The 17,303-nt window shown below is 42.1% G+C and carries 11 protein-coding genes; 1 reads left to right on the top strand and 10 read right to left on the bottom strand.

Features of this window, described 5'->3' with window-relative positions; genetic code table 11:
* From J3L18_RS07080 to J3L18_RS07035, 10 genes are all read right to left on the bottom strand, one after another.
* Positions 1 to 3,147: a SusC/RagA family TonB-linked outer membrane protein gene (locus J3L18_RS07080; RefSeq protein ID WP_223266252.1), complete on the bottom strand. Its 3,147-nt coding sequence runs from the start codon at positions 3,145 to 3,147 to the stop codon at positions 1 to 3.
* A 20-nt stretch (positions 3,148 to 3,167) separates the two neighbouring features.
* Positions 3,168 to 4,298, bottom strand: a complete 1,131-nt coding sequence (locus J3L18_RS07075) for a DUF5007 domain-containing protein (RefSeq protein WP_243771468.1) — start codon at positions 4,296 to 4,298, stop codon at positions 3,168 to 3,170.
* A 3-nt stretch (positions 4,299 to 4,301) separates the two neighbouring features.
* Positions 4,302 to 5,411 carry a discoidin domain-containing protein gene (locus J3L18_RS07070; RefSeq protein ID WP_090527426.1) on the bottom strand — a complete coding sequence of 370 codons (1,110 nt, stop codon included), beginning with the start codon at positions 5,409 to 5,411 and terminating at the stop codon, positions 4,302 to 4,304.
* 11 nt (positions 5,412 to 5,422) lie between these two features.
* Entirely contained in the window at positions 5,423 to 6,931 is a 1,509-nt protein-coding gene (locus tag J3L18_RS07065; protein WP_129570948.1) for a RagB/SusD family nutrient uptake outer membrane protein, read from the bottom strand.
* Positions 6,932 to 6,965: 34 nt separating this feature from the next.
* Positions 6,966 to 9,974 (bottom strand): SusC/RagA family TonB-linked outer membrane protein, encoded by a 3,009-nt coding sequence (locus tag J3L18_RS07060; RefSeq protein ID WP_223266250.1) that lies wholly within the window; start codon positions 9,972 to 9,974, stop codon positions 6,966 to 6,968.
* Between the two features lie 1,036 nt (positions 9,975 to 11,010).
* A complete protein-coding gene (locus J3L18_RS07055; protein ID WP_090527418.1) occupies positions 11,011 to 11,259 on the bottom strand; it encodes a DUF6755 family protein in 249 nt (82 codons plus the stop codon).
* 34 nt (positions 11,260 to 11,293) lie between these two features.
* The gene (locus J3L18_RS07050) at positions 11,294 to 11,830 is read right to left on the bottom strand and encodes a Rieske (2Fe-2S) protein (protein WP_090527415.1); all 537 of its coding nucleotides are present in this window, start codon (positions 11,828 to 11,830) and stop codon (positions 11,294 to 11,296) included.
* An 8-nt stretch (positions 11,831 to 11,838) separates the two neighbouring features.
* Positions 11,839 to 12,408 (bottom strand): 4Fe-4S dicluster domain-containing protein, encoded by a 570-nt coding sequence (locus tag J3L18_RS07045; protein WP_090527412.1) that lies wholly within the window; start codon positions 12,406 to 12,408, stop codon positions 11,839 to 11,841.
* Positions 12,409 to 12,434: 26 nt separating this feature from the next.
* Positions 12,435 to 14,651, bottom strand: coding sequence for a molybdopterin oxidoreductase family protein (locus J3L18_RS07040; protein ID WP_129570947.1), 2,217 nt, complete (start codon positions 14,649 to 14,651; stop codon positions 12,435 to 12,437).
* Positions 14,652 to 14,687: 36 nt separating this feature from the next.
* A complete protein-coding gene (locus tag J3L18_RS07035; RefSeq protein WP_223266249.1) occupies positions 14,688 to 15,749 on the bottom strand; it encodes an MFS transporter in 1,062 nt (353 codons plus the stop codon).
* A gap of 270 nt (positions 15,750 to 16,019) precedes the next feature.
* On the opposite strand from J3L18_RS07035, the gene J3L18_RS07030 reads away from it, so the two are divergent.
* Entirely contained in the window at positions 16,020 to 17,096 is a 1,077-nt protein-coding gene (locus tag J3L18_RS07030; protein ID WP_129570945.1) for a tellurite resistance/C4-dicarboxylate transporter family protein, read from the top strand.
* Positions 17,097 to 17,303 lie beyond the last annotated feature (207 nt).

The following is a 17,303-nucleotide window of genomic DNA, read 5'->3' as shown; positions in this document are numbered from 1 at the left end:
TTATTTACTTGTATTGAGTTCAATATTTAAACCTAAATTATATGTGCGCGGTACCGGGTACCCGCTTGATATATCCCGGCCCAAAGAAGTTACGTTTTCGGGGTTGGGGCCATTATATCCCGAAAATGTGATCAGGTTGTTGGTTGAGAAATAAACCCTAACGTTATTGAACCCGAACCTCCGTACAAACTTTTTGTCAAACATGTAGGATAGTGTAACCGTGTTGATCTTTAGGTATGAACCTTCTTCCTGCCACAAATTTTGATCGGAACGAAGTGGCCTGATCTGATTGAACCTCGAAAACGAATAGGGATTAGGATACTTGGATTGATCACCCGGTTTTCGCCATATATCCAGATCGTCCAATGGAACTGCCGCCAGCAGGGCGTAAGGATCTCTCATGATCGACAACCTGTCTGATAACGCGTTATTTAATATTGTTCTCTTGGCGGTATAGGAGGCATAAATATTTAATCCAAAATTTTTGTAGTTGATATTTGTCGATATACCACCGGTAATTAAAGGTTGTGAGTTACCGGTTATTTCATAATCCCGGTCATCGAGGATGTAATCGCCGTTAACATCTTTAAACCTCGGGTCGCCGCCTTTAAAGGCAAGCCCGCTGGTTTGGTATTTTTTACCGGTTACAGGGTCTACCGGTACATCACCATCGGTTGAATAAACACCCTGGTTAACCAGCAGGTAATTTGACAATGTATTTTTACCTACCCTGAAAACAATGTGCTGATAGTTATTATAATCAAATTTGATGTATTGTCCGTTGTATTCGGCGGGTAACCTCAATAGGTAATCGCGGTTAATAGCGCCATTGAATGATACCGTCCAGTTAAAATCCTTGCCGGTTAAAGGCCTTACCGTTACCATCAGCTCATACCCATAATCGGCAATGGATACATCATTACTTGACTTTTTCTGAAAACCCGTACTATTAGGTAAAAATCGGTCAAAAAGTAAATTATCAACCTTTTTATAATAAGTATCAAAAGTCAGGTCAACTTTACCCTGCAAAATCGTCATGTCAAACCCAAGGTTGTATTGAGTAGTGGTAGTAGGCTTTAATGCCGGGTTAGGCACAAATTCATAATTAATACCAATGGTTGGATTGTTGTTGAAATTACCATTAAGGTTATACAAGCCATAAATGCTTTGCAAACTGCCGGTTGGTACGATATTTTGACCCCAGGTTAACCTTAAACCTCCTGAAGTGAGCCAATCCCAATTTTTAAACCAGTTTTCCTTGTAGTAATTCCACCTGAAACCGGCTGCAGGATTTTTGGAATACGGATTCTCTAAGCCATTTGAGGATGTACCATCTAAGCGGTATGATAACTCCAGTACATACTTCTTTTTATAATCGTAGTTAAAGGAGCCTGCAAATGAGGCGATGGTTGCATTTTTAAAGTTCGACAATACACCTCCGCCTCTTGAGTTATATGGGTCCGACCCTACTGGCCCCTGCAATTGATCATTAGGTATACGGTTTTGCCTGATGATACCGCTTTGGCCACCTTGTTTATATATTTCATTAAACGTATTAATGAATATCGTATGGTCGGCGCTGAATGTTTTGGCATAGGTAAGTGCGTTACGGTTGTATAATGTGAAATTACGGCCCTCATAATCATATACCTGCGCAAACTGAGCATTTGCAGCTGCGGGAGTGAAGGTTGATTCTGCATCTGAGGTATAATCATAACTGATGCTTGAGGATAGTGCCAGCCCCGGTATAAACTCATAACGACCATCAATATTGGTACGGATATTTCTTGTGCTGTTACTGTTTTGGGTTTGTAAAGCAGATGTTACGCCATCTGGTGAAAGATAAAATGAAGGAGGCGGCAGCAGTGTAGATGCCTGACCGTTCGAGGCCACTCCTTGTTGTAGTAAGCCCACGCCATTGCCCTTAGCCTGGCTTCCCAACGAGCCGAACAATGAACCAAAGAACCTGAATTTATCATTCGGCTTAAACTCCATGTTCATATTCAGGTTATACCTGTCGAAACCGGTGTTTTTGATCACGCCTTTTTCCGAATAAAGCCCCATGTTCACTTTGTAGTTAAAACGGTCGTTGCCTCCGTCTAAGGCTACGTTATGGCTTTGGTTATGCGTTGTACCATAAAAAATAGACTGCCAGTTTGTTGAGTTGTTCCAATATGCGTTCAAACTATCAGCCAGGAACCCGGTTTGCCCCAATTTCCTTAACTCATCAATAATTGTTGCATTGGATAATATCTGCTGAATTTTTGCCCGGCGCTCGGAATTACCACCCAATGTTGCACGCAGCTGTGGGACGGCGTTAACGAAGAAGTTGCCGGTATACCTTACCCTGGGTACTTTAGAATTTCCACGCTTGGTAGTTATGATGATTACGCCATAAGCCCCCCTTGATCCATACATGGAAGTTGCCTGCGCATCCTTCATGATCTGTATGCTTTGGATATCCTCTATCGGGATCAATGATAACGGGCTTACCCCCGGCCCCTGCGTTTGAAAACCAAATTCAGCAGCCTTATCCGCATCTAAAGGTACCCCATCAATAATATACAGGGGGGATGTAGGTTGCAGGAACGATTCACTACCGCTGCCGGATACACTCAGGGCTGATAAACCACGCACCTGAACGGAACCCCTGAAACCTGGAGCACCAGTATTGTTCTGAACGTTTAACCCAGCTACTTTTCCTTGCAGCAGGTTTTCGACGTTTGATGCCGGCACATCCTGGATGTCCTTTTGGGTTAAGGTAACCGCAGCGCCTGGTGATGATTCTTTATTCCTGTTTTGGTAGGCCACAATAATTACTTCATTAAGGCCCTTTTTGTCTTCAGTCAGCGTTACAGTTATGTTTTTTTGGCCGGGCTCAAGTTTTACTTTTTCCGTAACAAAACCTACAAACGTAAAAGTAAGTGTGCTGTTAGCCGGTACAGAAACGGTAAACTTTCCCTTATAATCAGTTTGTGTCAGGCCTTTACTGCCCATATATATATTTACACCGGGCAAAATTTTATTGGTAGCTTTTTCAACCACCGTACCGGTAACCGTTATATTTTGTGCTTGTGCATGAACATCTGCGCAGAATAAGATCATGCAAACAGCAAGCACTATATAAAATAGTATGTGTTTTCTCATGGTGATAAGTTTTAATTCGGTTATTCGTCTTCAAACTTTGGATTGTCCTTCAAAAAATGGAACACTATCTCCCAGTCGCCTTTTTTGTATATAGCGAAATCTATCCCGAAGCTTGCCACTACCCTACTGCCGCCAAAACCAATTCGCGAATATTTAAATTCGGCATGGTCCCTGGTTCCTCCGGGAGCATATACAGTTGGTATTTCAACTAAAGGAATAGGATATGCAACATCGTATTGTACATATGTTGTAGTTTTTTGCATGTTGAAGCCATGCACTATTTTATCCCAGGTAGTTTCGTTAAACAGGGCCGGATTCATCTCTACTGAGTCTTTGTTCAGAAACTTAAACCTTAACGAATTTCCCGTACCGCCGGTAAACGGGCGGATATAAACCACCACATCCTTTTTATCGTCATTACTCTGCAGCGGGATGTCGGTTACCTGGCCTATTACCCCGTTTAAAAATGGCCTGATGTAGTTTCGGCTGGCCGGATTATATGGCGTTTTGGGATGAGGCGCAGGCATGCCGGAGTAAATGTTAAAGTCATCAGAAGGCTCATAAGGACGCTCGCGGAATGGGCGTACCTGCAGGTCGCGAATTATAGTACTGCCACCCGTGTTGGTTATTTTTATGTCAAAATAGCGCGTATCCTGCGGAAAATTGGTACTATCAGACGGCCTGGGCTTGATCAGCTCATTATTGGAAGAAGCCCACATAATGAACTCGCCCGACGAGCGCACTTCAAATAAAGGGTGATCTTCCAGCTTGCGTTTTGCCTCTATCTCGGCCAGGCTCTTTTCAAGCCCGTTGTAGGGCGCTGTCCATACATATGTTGGCCTTTTTTGAAAAAGATCTGTTACAGGCTTACCGTCACCAAAACGCGCGTTGATGATCTCAAACTTTAATGGCTGGGTTGAGTTATCTCCATTAAACCCGCCCATTAAAGTGGTTCGGCCTAAAATCGGTTCAAAAACTTTATTGCTGTAGTTTACATTCGAACTCAGATAATCTTTTTCATCGGGAATGCCATACATCTTCTTGCAACTACTGAGCGCGACTGCAGCAAATAGTAGAGCTACAGATCCCATTTTTATGAATGTTTGCATCTCTTTTCGTTTTTTTAATGTATTGATATTTTGATCTTCCATGCCTTATTTTACTTTATTGATGGTCCATTCGGCCAGTTGGAAAAGGCCCCCGTCACGCAGCTCGGAAATATCCACCCGGTAGAATTTATAAGCGGTGGTGTTAGGGCACCTGAAAACTTTGGTCTGGTATCGTTCTTCGAAGAAGAAGTTACTCCGGCGATCTAACTCCGTCCAGGTTTTGCCGTCATTTGAGCCTTCATAAGTCCAGGCCCTGGGGTCGCGTTCAGGTGCATCATTAGCAGATGTGAGCGTATACACCCCTGATACGGCAGGCTCATTTAGCTCAAACTGCATCCATAACCGTCCCTGAAGTTCGGCCAGGAACTTGGTATGATCGTCGCCGTCAATTACTTTTTTAGAGCCTTCGCCATTATCCGGACCGCCATTGTTATCTCTCAAAACGGTAAGCTTGCCACCTATCAGGGTCATCAGGTTTGGCGGTGGCGGAACAAAGGTTAATCGGGATACAAATTCATCAAAACCGAAAATGTGATCGGGACTTACCACATGAACAATACCATTTTTGGTGCTGATATTATTGGAGCCGGTAGTAGTGGTTGACCAGTTTCTGATAAACTTGCTGCGTTTGGTATTGCTAAACTCTATAAGATCCGGGCCGCCACCGGTAAGGCCGGAAGCTGATATTTTGGAAACCTTGCCATGCATAGGATATCCGAAACGTACGCTGAAAAGATCAAGCCCGTCCTGCAGCAGCAGGGAATCAGTTGTACGTTTACCCCTGATAATATAATATGAAACCATGGTGTCCAACTGCACGCCATCAATTTTTGCCAAAAACAGCGGATCTTTGTCGCTTTGCCTTCTTAATGTATTCAGGTTATTAATTGCCAGCTGAAAACTTGGATTAGTAACCGCAAAAAGGGTAACATTGCTGTCCATGAGCGTTTGCTGAAGTCCCATCCGGTTGACTACCGCCAGTAATGAATCATATACACCGGGTTTGCTTTTTAAATACTCATAAGTATTACCCGCAAATTTTGAGTTGGTGCCTGTAGCGTCATGGTAGCCGCCATCCTTTTTGCAGGCAGTTTGCAACAGGGCTGCAATCAACACCGGCGTTAAGGCACTCATATATTTTTTTAACTTTTTCATATATGGTCAGTTTATTTCCAGAATGGGTTTTGGGTTAACAGATTGTTTTGAGCGATGAGCTTACGCGAAACAGGCCAGTATATCCCCTGCGAATTGATGAGTTTCATGAATGCCGGGTTGTTTTGCTTGATTTTATTATAGCGTACCAGGTCATACCAGCGATGTCCCTCTCCCATCAATTCGCGATGGCGCTCCTTAAATATCAAATCAATAATGTCCTGGTCGCTGTCTATCGTAAGATCTCCCATCCCCCGGCGGGTCATGATATTAAAAACTTCATTTTCGGCCCCGTTCACATCCCCTAAAACAGCCAATGCCTCGGCCCGGAGTAATACGATATCCTCTATCCTTGTAAAGATCAAAGCACTGGTGAAGTATCGGAAGTTAGGATCAGAAACGCCCCCCAGTATCACTTTTATTTTGCTAAAAATAGGGTACTTGCCATTGATATTGGTGAAGTACCTTTCGGTACGGGGCTGACCAAGCGTATCTATACTAAAGCGCTCATCCTTTGGCATGTCAAATATTTTCAGGATAGTATCTTTAGGCATGTAGATATCCGGCACTTTTTTATTCACCACGGGTTCGGCCAGGGTTAACTCTTCCAGGTGGCCTGTTACCGACCCGTCAATATGCCCCCAGTCAGAGTTAAAACCAAACATCTGGCTGGTGTTTTTATTGAAAAAGAACCCATTTGATTTGGTCAGATCTTCAGTGCTTTGAAAATTGATACCGCTTTTACCATAATTATCTTCAACAAACTTGGTATAGGTAGCTACATCGGTATAATTACCTTGCCAGGCCGCCAAATGAGCCAGGACCGCATAGGCTGAGTTCTTTGTGGCCAAAGCTCCCCCCCAGCGGGTAGCATCTTCATTATAATAATTGCCGGGCTGCTGCACATCGTTGTTACTGTATACAAACGGCAGATCGGCTGCAGCTTTAAGCATTTCCTGCTGCGCCCATACTAATATTTTGCTGCCGCTTTCGCGGGGCTGATTTTCAAACTTACCATCGTGGGATGAGGTAATGAATGGTACATCTCCCCAAATCCTTACCATATAGAAATAGGTAAAGGCCCTTAAAAAACGTACCTGGGCAACATCAACTATCAAATAGTTTTCTGTATAGCGCTTATCGGCGGCTTTTACATCGCCAATACGTTCAAGGAAAATATTCGCAGCATTAATTATGGCGTAAAATCTCGTCCAGTCGCTCAAGGCGTCAACAGTTGGGTATGAGGCGTTGAGCTGATTACTTGCAATTGCTTTCAGGTCCTGCCGGTTCGGACTAATAAATTCGCCTGTACGTACATCGCCATAAAGCCAGTGACCATCGTTGTCAGATAAGGCTGCACGGGTAAGTGCATACACTCCTAATAAGCCCGCACGTGCATCTTCAAGCTTATTCCACATGTTTTTTTCGCCCACAACCCTTGTTGAATCAATATCCAGGGTTTTATTACAGCTTGTTATTGCCGCAGTAAACAGGGCCAGGACGATACATAATGTCTTTTTCATTTTTACAACATGATTTTTGTGATCGTTTTTCATATCATAATTCCATTTTTACACCCAGGGTATATGTTCGTGGTATAGGCAGGCCGTAACCGGTATCATAGCCATCATAATTCACCAATTCAGGATCCTGACCGGTATAAGGGGTTATAGTAAACACATTATTTGCGGTGGCATATACATAAAACCTGGTTAGCTTGATTTTCTTTAAGCGCATTGCTTTGGTTAGGTCATACCCAATGGAAACGGTTCTTAATTTCAGGAATGAAGCATTTTCAAGAAAAAGGTCCTGATCAACGCGATATGGGATAACAGTACTCCATGGGTTATACAGTGGGTATTTGCTATAGTCTCCGCGTTTTTCCCAAAATGTGATCTCTTTAACAGAGTTTACATCGCTGTTACCTTCCCGGTTAATAAAATCAAACCGGTTGGCCATTTCCTGGTGTATAAGGTCGCGCCCCAGGTTGAAATAGAGATTGACATTTAAATTCCAGTTGCCGTATCTGAAATTATTATCATAACCACCTGAAATTTTTGGTAAAGAATGTCCCTTTAATACCTTATCGTTATTATCGATTACATTGTCGCCATTGATATCACGCCATCTGGGATCGCCGGCATGCAGAGCGATGCCATTGTACTTAAGTGGCTGCCCATTTACAACGGGTACTTCGCTTTCCGCTTTATAAATGCCATCATTTACCAGTAACCAATACTGATCAACCGGGCTCCCTACCTTTAAAAGCCTGTTATCAATAATGATCTGATTTAAGCCCCTTGGCAATGCTTTGAGCTTATTGACATTATGATTTAGATTCAATGAAGATGTCCATCCAAATTTTGTGTTCCGGATGATATTGGCAGATACAGATACATCTATACCGGTATTGTTTACAGCCATACCACTCTCAATCGACTGCTTATACCCATACTCCGCAAAAGCGGGAATACCTATCAGCAAATTCTTTTCCTGTTTCAGGTACCAATCAACCGAAAGGTGCAAACGATTATTAAGAAAACCGGCATCTGTGCCTATATTAAGCTGATTAGAATATGACCATGGTATGCCATAACCAATCCAACCGGTAGAGTAAGGCCTGGTAAGCACACCAAAAGCGTTATAGCCAGGCACGGTTAAGTTACCGGTATACCCTACCGATGCTGTATACTGAGGCCCCTGCGCATAGTTGTCAAAGGCATTAAGACGACCGATCCTCCCTGCGCTTGCACGCAAAATAAGGTCGTTTATAATAGTGCTATTATCTAATACCTCCTTCTTAATGTTCCAGGCTGCAGATAATACCGGCGAATAGAACCACCGACTGGTAGGCTGAGCATTTGACGATCCATCAGCACGTACCGTTGCGGACAGAAAGTATTTTTCTTTGAATGAATAATCCGTTTTTGCATAAAACGAAACTAGGTTATGCTTGATCTTATCCAGAAAACGATAGGTCAATTCGCGGGGGAAGGCTGTTGAATTGAGATAGTTAGGGTTATCAGATCCGTCCGGGTTTTTCGGGTTTGAATCCAGGAGGTTTATCTTAATATAGTCATTCACTCCTTTGTATGCATAGGCGTTGCTATACTTATAAATGTCCCATTGCGTTGATTGCCCCAGTTCAAAATGGAAATCGTTCACTTTATTTACTGTCAGATCATAGGTTGCCCTGTTATCAGCCATTATCCTTTGGCTAAAGCCAAAATAATTGGAAGCATAGCTGTTGCCCTGCAAAAGCGTGCGCGCATAAAACACATCGCGGTAGCCTTCATTATAATCTAAATTGAAGGTGGTTACGAATTTAAATTTTCCGAGATCGATACCTATTTTGGCATAGCCGTCAACAATATTTGTTTTGTTGTTATCGAAGCCTTTTTTGTACTGCGCCAGGTAGTCGGCATAAAATTCTTTGTTTGGTGGTAGCGGGGCGCTGAGATCTGGAAAATAGTTGATCTGGGCAAATCTGTCGCGGAGATATCTGTTTCGTTGCCGCTCAATCCGGTTGGCATTTACCATAGCCGAAAAAAGTAGCCATTTGATAGGTTTCATATTAATGTTGAACATGGCGCTATATCGGTTTAGCACTGTTCCATCAGCAACACCATTATTCTTCAGATCCCCCAATGAGAAACGGAAGTTAGCACGATCTGTGCCCCCGGAAATTCCAAAATTAATACCATAAACTGCAGCATTACGATAGTAAAGATCGCTCCAGTCTGATTTCCCGCTATAAACATTGTTTAATGAATCGCTCAGGTAGATGGGATAGTTCTCATCATCAGAGTATCTGCCATTGGTAGTATAAAGGTCGTAAAAACGCTGTCTGAAAGCATTTTCATACTTACCGTTTATAGTGGTTACATGCGGCCGCTGTGCCAAACCTATATACGAATCAAAAGTGATGCTTTTAGCGGCAATAGGGGTTTTAGAGGTTAAAACGATAACACCATTAACAGCACGAGGCCCATAAACCGCCGTGGCCGACAGATCTTTTAACACTTCAACCGAGGCTATATTATTCATATCAATACCAGCAAATGGGTTGGTGGCTGTTCCCATCCTGTTATAGTTATATAGCTGTATATCATATGCAAATGGGTGTTCTGTTACAAGCGGAATACCATCCAGTACAACCAGTGGCTGCGATTGGTAAACATCCCTTGGAGAAAGAAGCGGCATGGGCGCCCCTCTCATAAACATATTTTGAACGGTACCGGGTTCGCCCGAAGGTTCCTGTATATACAGCCCTGCAAATTGCCCTTTTAACAATTGCTGCAGGGAAACAGCCGGGAATTTGGATAGATCATAAGGCTTTTTGGTAACACTATCTGCTAGCTTATTATAAAGGGTATGCTTTATAATAATATTCATGCTGTCTTTTAATAATGAATCTTTTGCCGTTGTATCCCGACGGACGTAAGGCTTACTATAAAAAGGACGTTTTACTTTGCTTTTTCTGCCCTCATTCCCCTTAGCTAAGCCTGTAAGTGCATTTGTGGCAATTGCTGCGAAAACCACAAAGCACAGCCATAAGTATCGCATAATGAATGGATCTTTTAGATTGTAAAATAATTTTTGATTTAACGGGCCATGTGCTTTTATGCCTGCAAACGAGTTATGCAGATGACATGCACCTTTAGATTAAGTAGAATGTAATTCTTTTTCCATAGCGCTGATTTACAAGCGAAAAGAACAGAAATCAAAAATAACCGGCAGGAATATTTTTGATAGCGGCGCATAGCTATACACCCCCAGGTTTGCCATCAAAAATGACCATACCCAAGCGTTCTTTTCACTTTTGGTGATTAGGTTAATTAATAAAATTCTTGATACCTAAAATCTCAGCAAGAGATTTTTCCGAAGGATCACCCCCGTCAGATGATAGGCTTCTGAAAGATGTGGTACAGGTAAATAATGTTTTTCATGTCAGTGATATTGGTTAATTTAATAATTACATAAATCTCAAAACAAGCAGTTCAGGTAGCTTAAACGATTAAGTAATAAAGTATTTTTCACAATTGGTTTTAACAAATATAATTAAGAAAAACGTTTTACCAAGTAATATCAAAAAAATAATAAACTTTTATTATTTCAAGTAGCAACAATCGATCCCCATTGAAAAAATGACAAAAAAATCAACAAAAACTTTAGGTTTTTTCACAAAATATCAATAGTGCAGCCAGTAAAATCTTGATAAAATGTTAAAAAATCATGTTCCAACCAATTAAAATCAGCCATAAAATGTAAGAATTACATTTTTAGTTAAGTACTGCAACCTGCACTTCATATTCTTGCCCCGGCAATCGGTCTTTTCCGTTCTTTGTTTTCGATATTGCTTGCTCACTTTCTGCGAATTAAGTCCATCGGTTATAAGCTGCACACCGCTTCCCGGCGTCACCATCATTCACCTTTGGAAATATCAAAATGCAGGGAGATTAGGCAGGACAGACGGACATCCACGGGTAAACCAATCATGTATATATTAAGATTGAAAAATTTATAGCCGCCGGAATAGCATACCGAAAAATTAAATAAAAACCGGGCAAAGATAAAATTATTGTAATGGGGTTATATCATCTTATTTTGTTACTCTTGGGCCCGAAGGCAAAAAATACAACCAGCCAAAACCGATTAGGAAAAGAATTGATGAGGCGATAAAAGATGGGAAGGCTATATCTGTATTTTTTTCTAACGCGTTATTTAGCGCGGTGTACAATAGCCATACCTGGATACTCACATTTAATATCAGGATCATGATCAATGCCAGCATGAGTGTGTTGGTTTTATTAGGATGTGCCTGATTTTGGGCTTCGCGGAAATTACTCATAACTTAATTATAATGTTTGTAAAGGCTAATGACCTTATGATCTGGATTGACGATTCGGATCCGGTTTGTCGTTATCGGGTTTAAAATCTTTGACGTATACTTCTTCCCCTTTAATCACTACAGTTAAACGGGGTAACGGTCGGGGCGGTGGGCCGGCAAGCACTTCGCCGGTAAAAGCGTCGAACAAGCCATTATGACAAGGGCATTCAATTTTTCCGCTGCCGGGTTTATAAAAAACCGCGCAGGATAAATGGGTACATTTTTGTTCATAAGCCCTAAACTCATCATTCTCCATGCGAATAAGAATATAAGGAATAGTACTGCCATTGATCACAAACGAGCGGGTCCCTCCTACCGGAAGTTCGTGCTTCTTACAAACAAAGTGTTCACCCACGATTTTATCCGGCGGAAAAAAATTAGCTTTTATGGCAACATACCCGCTTCCAACGGCCAACCCACCAGATACGAGGCATAAAAATTTTGCAAAATCACGTCTGCTTACCTGGGTAGATTCAAGCTGATAGACCGGAAAATCTTCTTTCCAGTGATTATCCTTTTTATCTGTGGCCATAAATAATGTCAGTCTATAATTAATGAAGTACTTCCTTTGGGCATCATGATGTTTACTTTGGTGCTCACACTTTCTTTTCCGAAAATAAAATTGTTAACAGGCGTACTGTTCGGGCGCATCTTTGCAATTTCTTCCCTTGTACCATAATACAGTGCCTGTGTTGGGCAAACGGTGGCACACATCGGTTTTTTGCCCGCGCTGGTTCTGTCGTAACACATATTACATTTCATCATCAGGTCATAAGCCTCATCTTTTTTGGGGACGCCGAAAGGGCATGCCATTACGCAATTTGAACAGCCTATACACCGTGCTGTATTGGCGGTGTGCACTACGCCAAACTCATCTTTCGTTATAGCATCTGCCGGACAAACGTTAGCGCAAACAGGATCGTCACAATGCATACAAACCTGTACGGTGGTTTGTACGGTAACGGCGCGATCAATATAATTGACATGGATCATAGATTCGTGGCCGTTTGTTTCACACTCTGAACAAGCCATTTCACAGGCTTTGCATCCAATACATCTTTGCATATCTACAAAGAATTCCTGTTCTGTTCTGTAATTGGTTACGGGCATATCTTATAATTTCGGGTTACAATTTATTAAATACTCGCATACGCGCCTGACGCCGTTGACGGCGGCGATATAACGCCCAAAGGCTTCAGGTTACAGGCGCAAACTTTAAACTCCGGGATTTTTGATACCGGATCAAGCGTTGCCGGTGTAAACTGATTTGCCGACTTTTTGCCAGGCCAATGGTAAGGCAAAAAAACAGTGTCGGTGCGGATAGTCTCTACAATATTGGCAGGAAACTCATCTGTACCTCGACGGGTAGATACCTGCACCAGTTCATTTTGTTTAATTCCATATTTCCGGGCAAGTTCCGGGTGTATTTCTAATTTGGGTTCAGGATACAAATCAACCAGTTTACCTATCCTGCGGGTTTGTGTTCCGCTCAGGTATTGTGATACAACCCTGCCGGTTGTTAATATTACCGGGTATTCTTCATCTGTAATTTCACCGGGATCCCGGTAAGTCACCGGGTTAAAGTGGGCTTTACCGTCGGGAGTCGCAAATTTTTTATCTTCCCATAAGCGCGGCGTACCCGGATGATCCAAAGTAGGGCAAGGCCAGAAAACGCCCATTGTGTCTTCGATTTTTTGGTAAGTAATACCATAATAATCCGCAGTGCCGCCTTTTGAAGCAACCCTTAACTCATTGAATAACTCTTCGCTGTTACGATAAGTGAATTTATCTTCGGCACCAAGTCTTTTTGCCAATTCCAATATGATGGATGTATCGCTGCGTGCATGTCCCGGCGGGTTCACGGCTTTGCGGATCCGAACTACACGGCCTTCGGCGGTAGTAACCGTTCCTTCCTCTTCTTCCTGTAATGATCCGGCCAGAATAATATCAGCATGACGGGCGGTTTCATTCATGAAAAAATCAATGCAAACGTAAAACTCCAGTTTCTCCAGCGCTTCGCGCACATAATTATTATTAGGCAGAGAAACCAACGGATTAAAACAAATAGATAGCAGCCCTTTTACTTCGCCCCGATGAATGGCCTCAATAAGTTCGTAGGCGGTGTAACCTTTGCCGGGCATATCTTTTTCATCAATCCCCCAAACCCCGGCTATATACTTTCGGTGTTCAGGATTGGTAATATCACGATTTCCCGGCAGCTGATCACATTTGTGGCCATGCTCTCTCCCCCCCTGTCCGTTTCCCTGGCCTGTAATAGTACCATAGCCGCAATATGGCTTACCGATACGGCCGGTTGCCAGGACTATATTGATACAGCCAAGTACATTATCTACACCCTTTGAATGATGTTCAATACCCCTGGCGTGTAACAAAAAGCTTGTTTTTGCTTTGCCCCACCATTGTGCTGCCAGTTCAATTTTCGCTTTTTCAATGCCGGTAATTTCTTCGGCCCATTCCAGCGTGTAATCCTTAACAGCTGCCAATGCCTTATCAAAATCTGTGGTATAGTTGTCAATAAAATCATGATCGAGCATATCATGATCGGCCAGGTATTTAAGTATTGCGCCGTACAAAGCGGAGTCGGTTCCGGGCCTGACCGGTAAATGCAGATCGGCGGTCCTGGCCAGTGGAATAACCCTGGGGTCAACCACGATTAATTTTGCCCCATGGTCCCGCGCACGCCAAACCCAGTGTGTTAAAGTCGGAAAGGTTTCGCTGATGTTAGCGCCCGCTACAATAATCACTTCTGCCTTCTCCAGGTCGGCATACGTATTTGAGGTACGGTCGAGTCCGAAAGCTTTTTTATTGCCGGCTCCCGCGCTAACCATACATAAACGACCATTATAATCTAAATTGGCGGTTTTCAATGCTACCCGCGCAAACTTGCCCATCAGGTAGCTTTTTTCATTGGTAAGCGAAACTCCCGACAGCACAGAAAAAGCGTTCTTTCCGTATTTTTCCTGTATCCGTTTTATTTCGGCCACGGTTTTATCCATCGCTTCATCCCACGAAACCGGAGTAAAGCCTACGCCTTCCTTGCGTTGTAAGGGCTGTAAAATCCTGTCTGGATGATTGTTCTGCATATATCGTTGTACGCCTTTTGGGCATAAACGTCCCTGGTTAAAAGGAAACTCCTCCCAGGGGTCAAATCCAACCACTTTATCATTTTTAACCAGTAGCTTTATACCACACTGCATTCCGCAGAAACAGCAATGCGTTTTTACCGCTTTATCCGGCTCATCACGGCCGGCAAAACCTTCGCGGGGAGGATAATTCAAATGCGGGCCAAACTGTTCTATTAGCTTTTCGGGCGAAACTGGTAAATGGGCCATAAATTTGTATTCTATGTTAAATTACTACTGCGTCAATTAACCGAAAAGGTTACCTCCATTTTGCTGCCTGGCTTTAAGATGAGCCATTGCCAATCTTGAGCGCTTCCCTTCTGGGCTCAGATCAAGGTGCGATGTACCATCCTCAAGTGTAAAGTCAAAGCCTAATTCTTTGGTTACAATTTTCAAGTCGTTTATATGCAACTGGGTAGCAAATTCCTGGCGGGTATGAGGGCATACCGCCATACCCCTTTTTATACCTTCCTTTTTGTAAATATGAGCGCCTATCTGGGCCGGCCGTTGTATAATATGAAAAAACTTGCCAAACGGGATCCAGATAAGAAACATAATAACTGTTATAGCATGGGTTACGGCCATATAATCATATGCAATGCCTTTCATATATTCATAACCATAGCTCAAACCAAGGCCGGTAACAGCAATAGCTAAAAGCAGGATTAACGGCAGCAAATCACCCTCAAAAGTTTGCGTAGCAACTAAACCAGCATTAGTGAGGCGACGACGCATAAATATCAATACGCCGACAATAACTAACCACGAGCACCAGTAAAGAGCCTTAAAAATCACAAAAGCCACAAATGAACCAAGTGCAAATTCAAACATTTTGAATCCGAGGAAATGGGCTTCATACATGTGCACACTCGAGGGGTTTATACTGGTTGCGGGGTTCATGGTAAAATTTATCCAGCCAAAGGTTAAAGGAAAAGTAACACAGAAAGCCATTGTGCAACCTGTTGCCATTAAAAAATGGCCTATCCACCGGCTCCGTCCGCGGGGATAAATAAACTTTTGGAAGCCAATATTTTGTATAAACTCTTTTGCAAATGAAATAACATGCAAAAATATCTTCCCGGTAAAAAAAAACTGAAAGGTGCGCTTAAAATACATCCAGGTAGGTGGCCGTTGCAACCATACGGTATAACGGTAAACTATTCCGAAAAAAGCGAACACAGTTCCGAATAAATAAATAATTAATGCGGGGTCGAAATTTTGAAGCTTACGTGAGCCATAAAAAACGAACGAGATTAACAATAAGGAAACTCCTGTAGCTATAAATAGGGCCTTTTTATTAAGAGACATATCCATCTGCTAATTGTATTACGAAGTATGATAATTGCCGGTTTCAATAAGCCGGATTAGATTTTCACCAAAAATATACAACTATTTCTGATGCGGGTTTTCCTGGTTTCTGTTTGTTATTATAATATGCCGTGGCTATTATAAAACATTTAAAAATACAAAAAAAACAGTTTCTTGTATCGGTTTTAATTACATTAGACTATATTCTTCAATAATTACCTTTTATTAATGCCTCTTTATCTCCTGTTATCATAAACTTATTACGAAAATATGGAAGCTCAGCATACAGCACTACCACCTAAACCAGGCGAACCGATTACGGGCCACTCACTCCAAACTTTCTTCCCTGGTTACTTTGCTTTGGTAATGGCAACCGGGATAGTTTCGGTTGGTGCCTTTTTATATAATATGAAACAGGTTGCCAACATCTTGTTATGTGCTAACGTTATTTTTTATATTGTGCTTTGGGCTGTGCTCATATTCAGGGCAATTAAATACCCTACAGATGTATGGAAAGATATAAGCAGTTCGTCGCGTGGAGTCACTTTTTTAACCATTGTTGCCGCGAATAATGTTTTAGGGAACCAGTTTGCTTTAATGACCTCCTATAAAGATGTAGCCATTTTTTTATGGGAATTTGGCATCGTACTCTGGGTGATGATTACTTACACCTTTTTTATTGTGATCACCGCCAAAGAACCTAAACAAGGAGTGGAAGCGAGTTTAAGCGGTGCCTGGCTACTCATTGTCGTAGCCACCGAATCTGTAGCGGTGCTGGGGGCTATTATTGCCGGTGAAATGGTTCATAAGGATGTTATTATTTTTATATCGTTTTGCGCTTTCCTCATTGGAGCAATGCACTATATGGTATTTATATCGTTAATTATATACCGCTGGCTTTTTATAAGCATGAAAGCGGAATTGCTAACCCCTCCTTATTGGATAAATATGGGTGCCGTAGCCATTACCACGCTGGCGGGTTCACGTTTATTGATGTACTCACACAATCATGAATGGATAAGCGGCATTAGCTATTTTTTACCCGGGCTCACGGTTTTTTTCTGGGCGTTTGCAACCTGGTGGATCCCTATCCTGTTTTTATTACCTATATGGCGGCATATCATACAAAAAGTTCCCGTGAAATATGATCCCCAATATTGGTCGCTCGTTTTTCCGGCCGGTATGTACGCCGTAGCTACCTTTAATTTTTCCAAAGCGCTTGATCTCCCGTTTATCCTGCCCATTTCTAATATCTTTATTTATTTTTCAATTACAGCATGGGTGATTGTTTTTGCCGGAATGTTAAGAGAGTTCATCCGTTTTTTGCATTCAGAAAAGAGCCTTTAAATATTTCAAAAACTTAAGTATAAAGGCATTGCTTTATTCTAACCTCAAAAGCAACAGAAAGGGAGAACAATCAATAATAGTTAAAATCTGTTTTGGAAAAAGCGGCTAAGATTGTCCGGAGTTTTTTATTTAAAGGTCATTGTAATGTTTTGGCATAATTAACCGTATTGGTAATCAAATTGTATTTTTTTTATTAAACCCAAAAAA

Origin of the sequence: Mucilaginibacter gossypii (assembly GCF_017569325.2) — a bacterium.
Classification (GTDB): Bacteria; Bacteroidota; Bacteroidia; order Sphingobacteriales; family Sphingobacteriaceae; genus Mucilaginibacter; species Mucilaginibacter gossypii.
The sequence above is the reverse complement of the archived record's forward strand: the minus strand, read 5'-3'. Positions and strand labels throughout refer to the sequence as shown.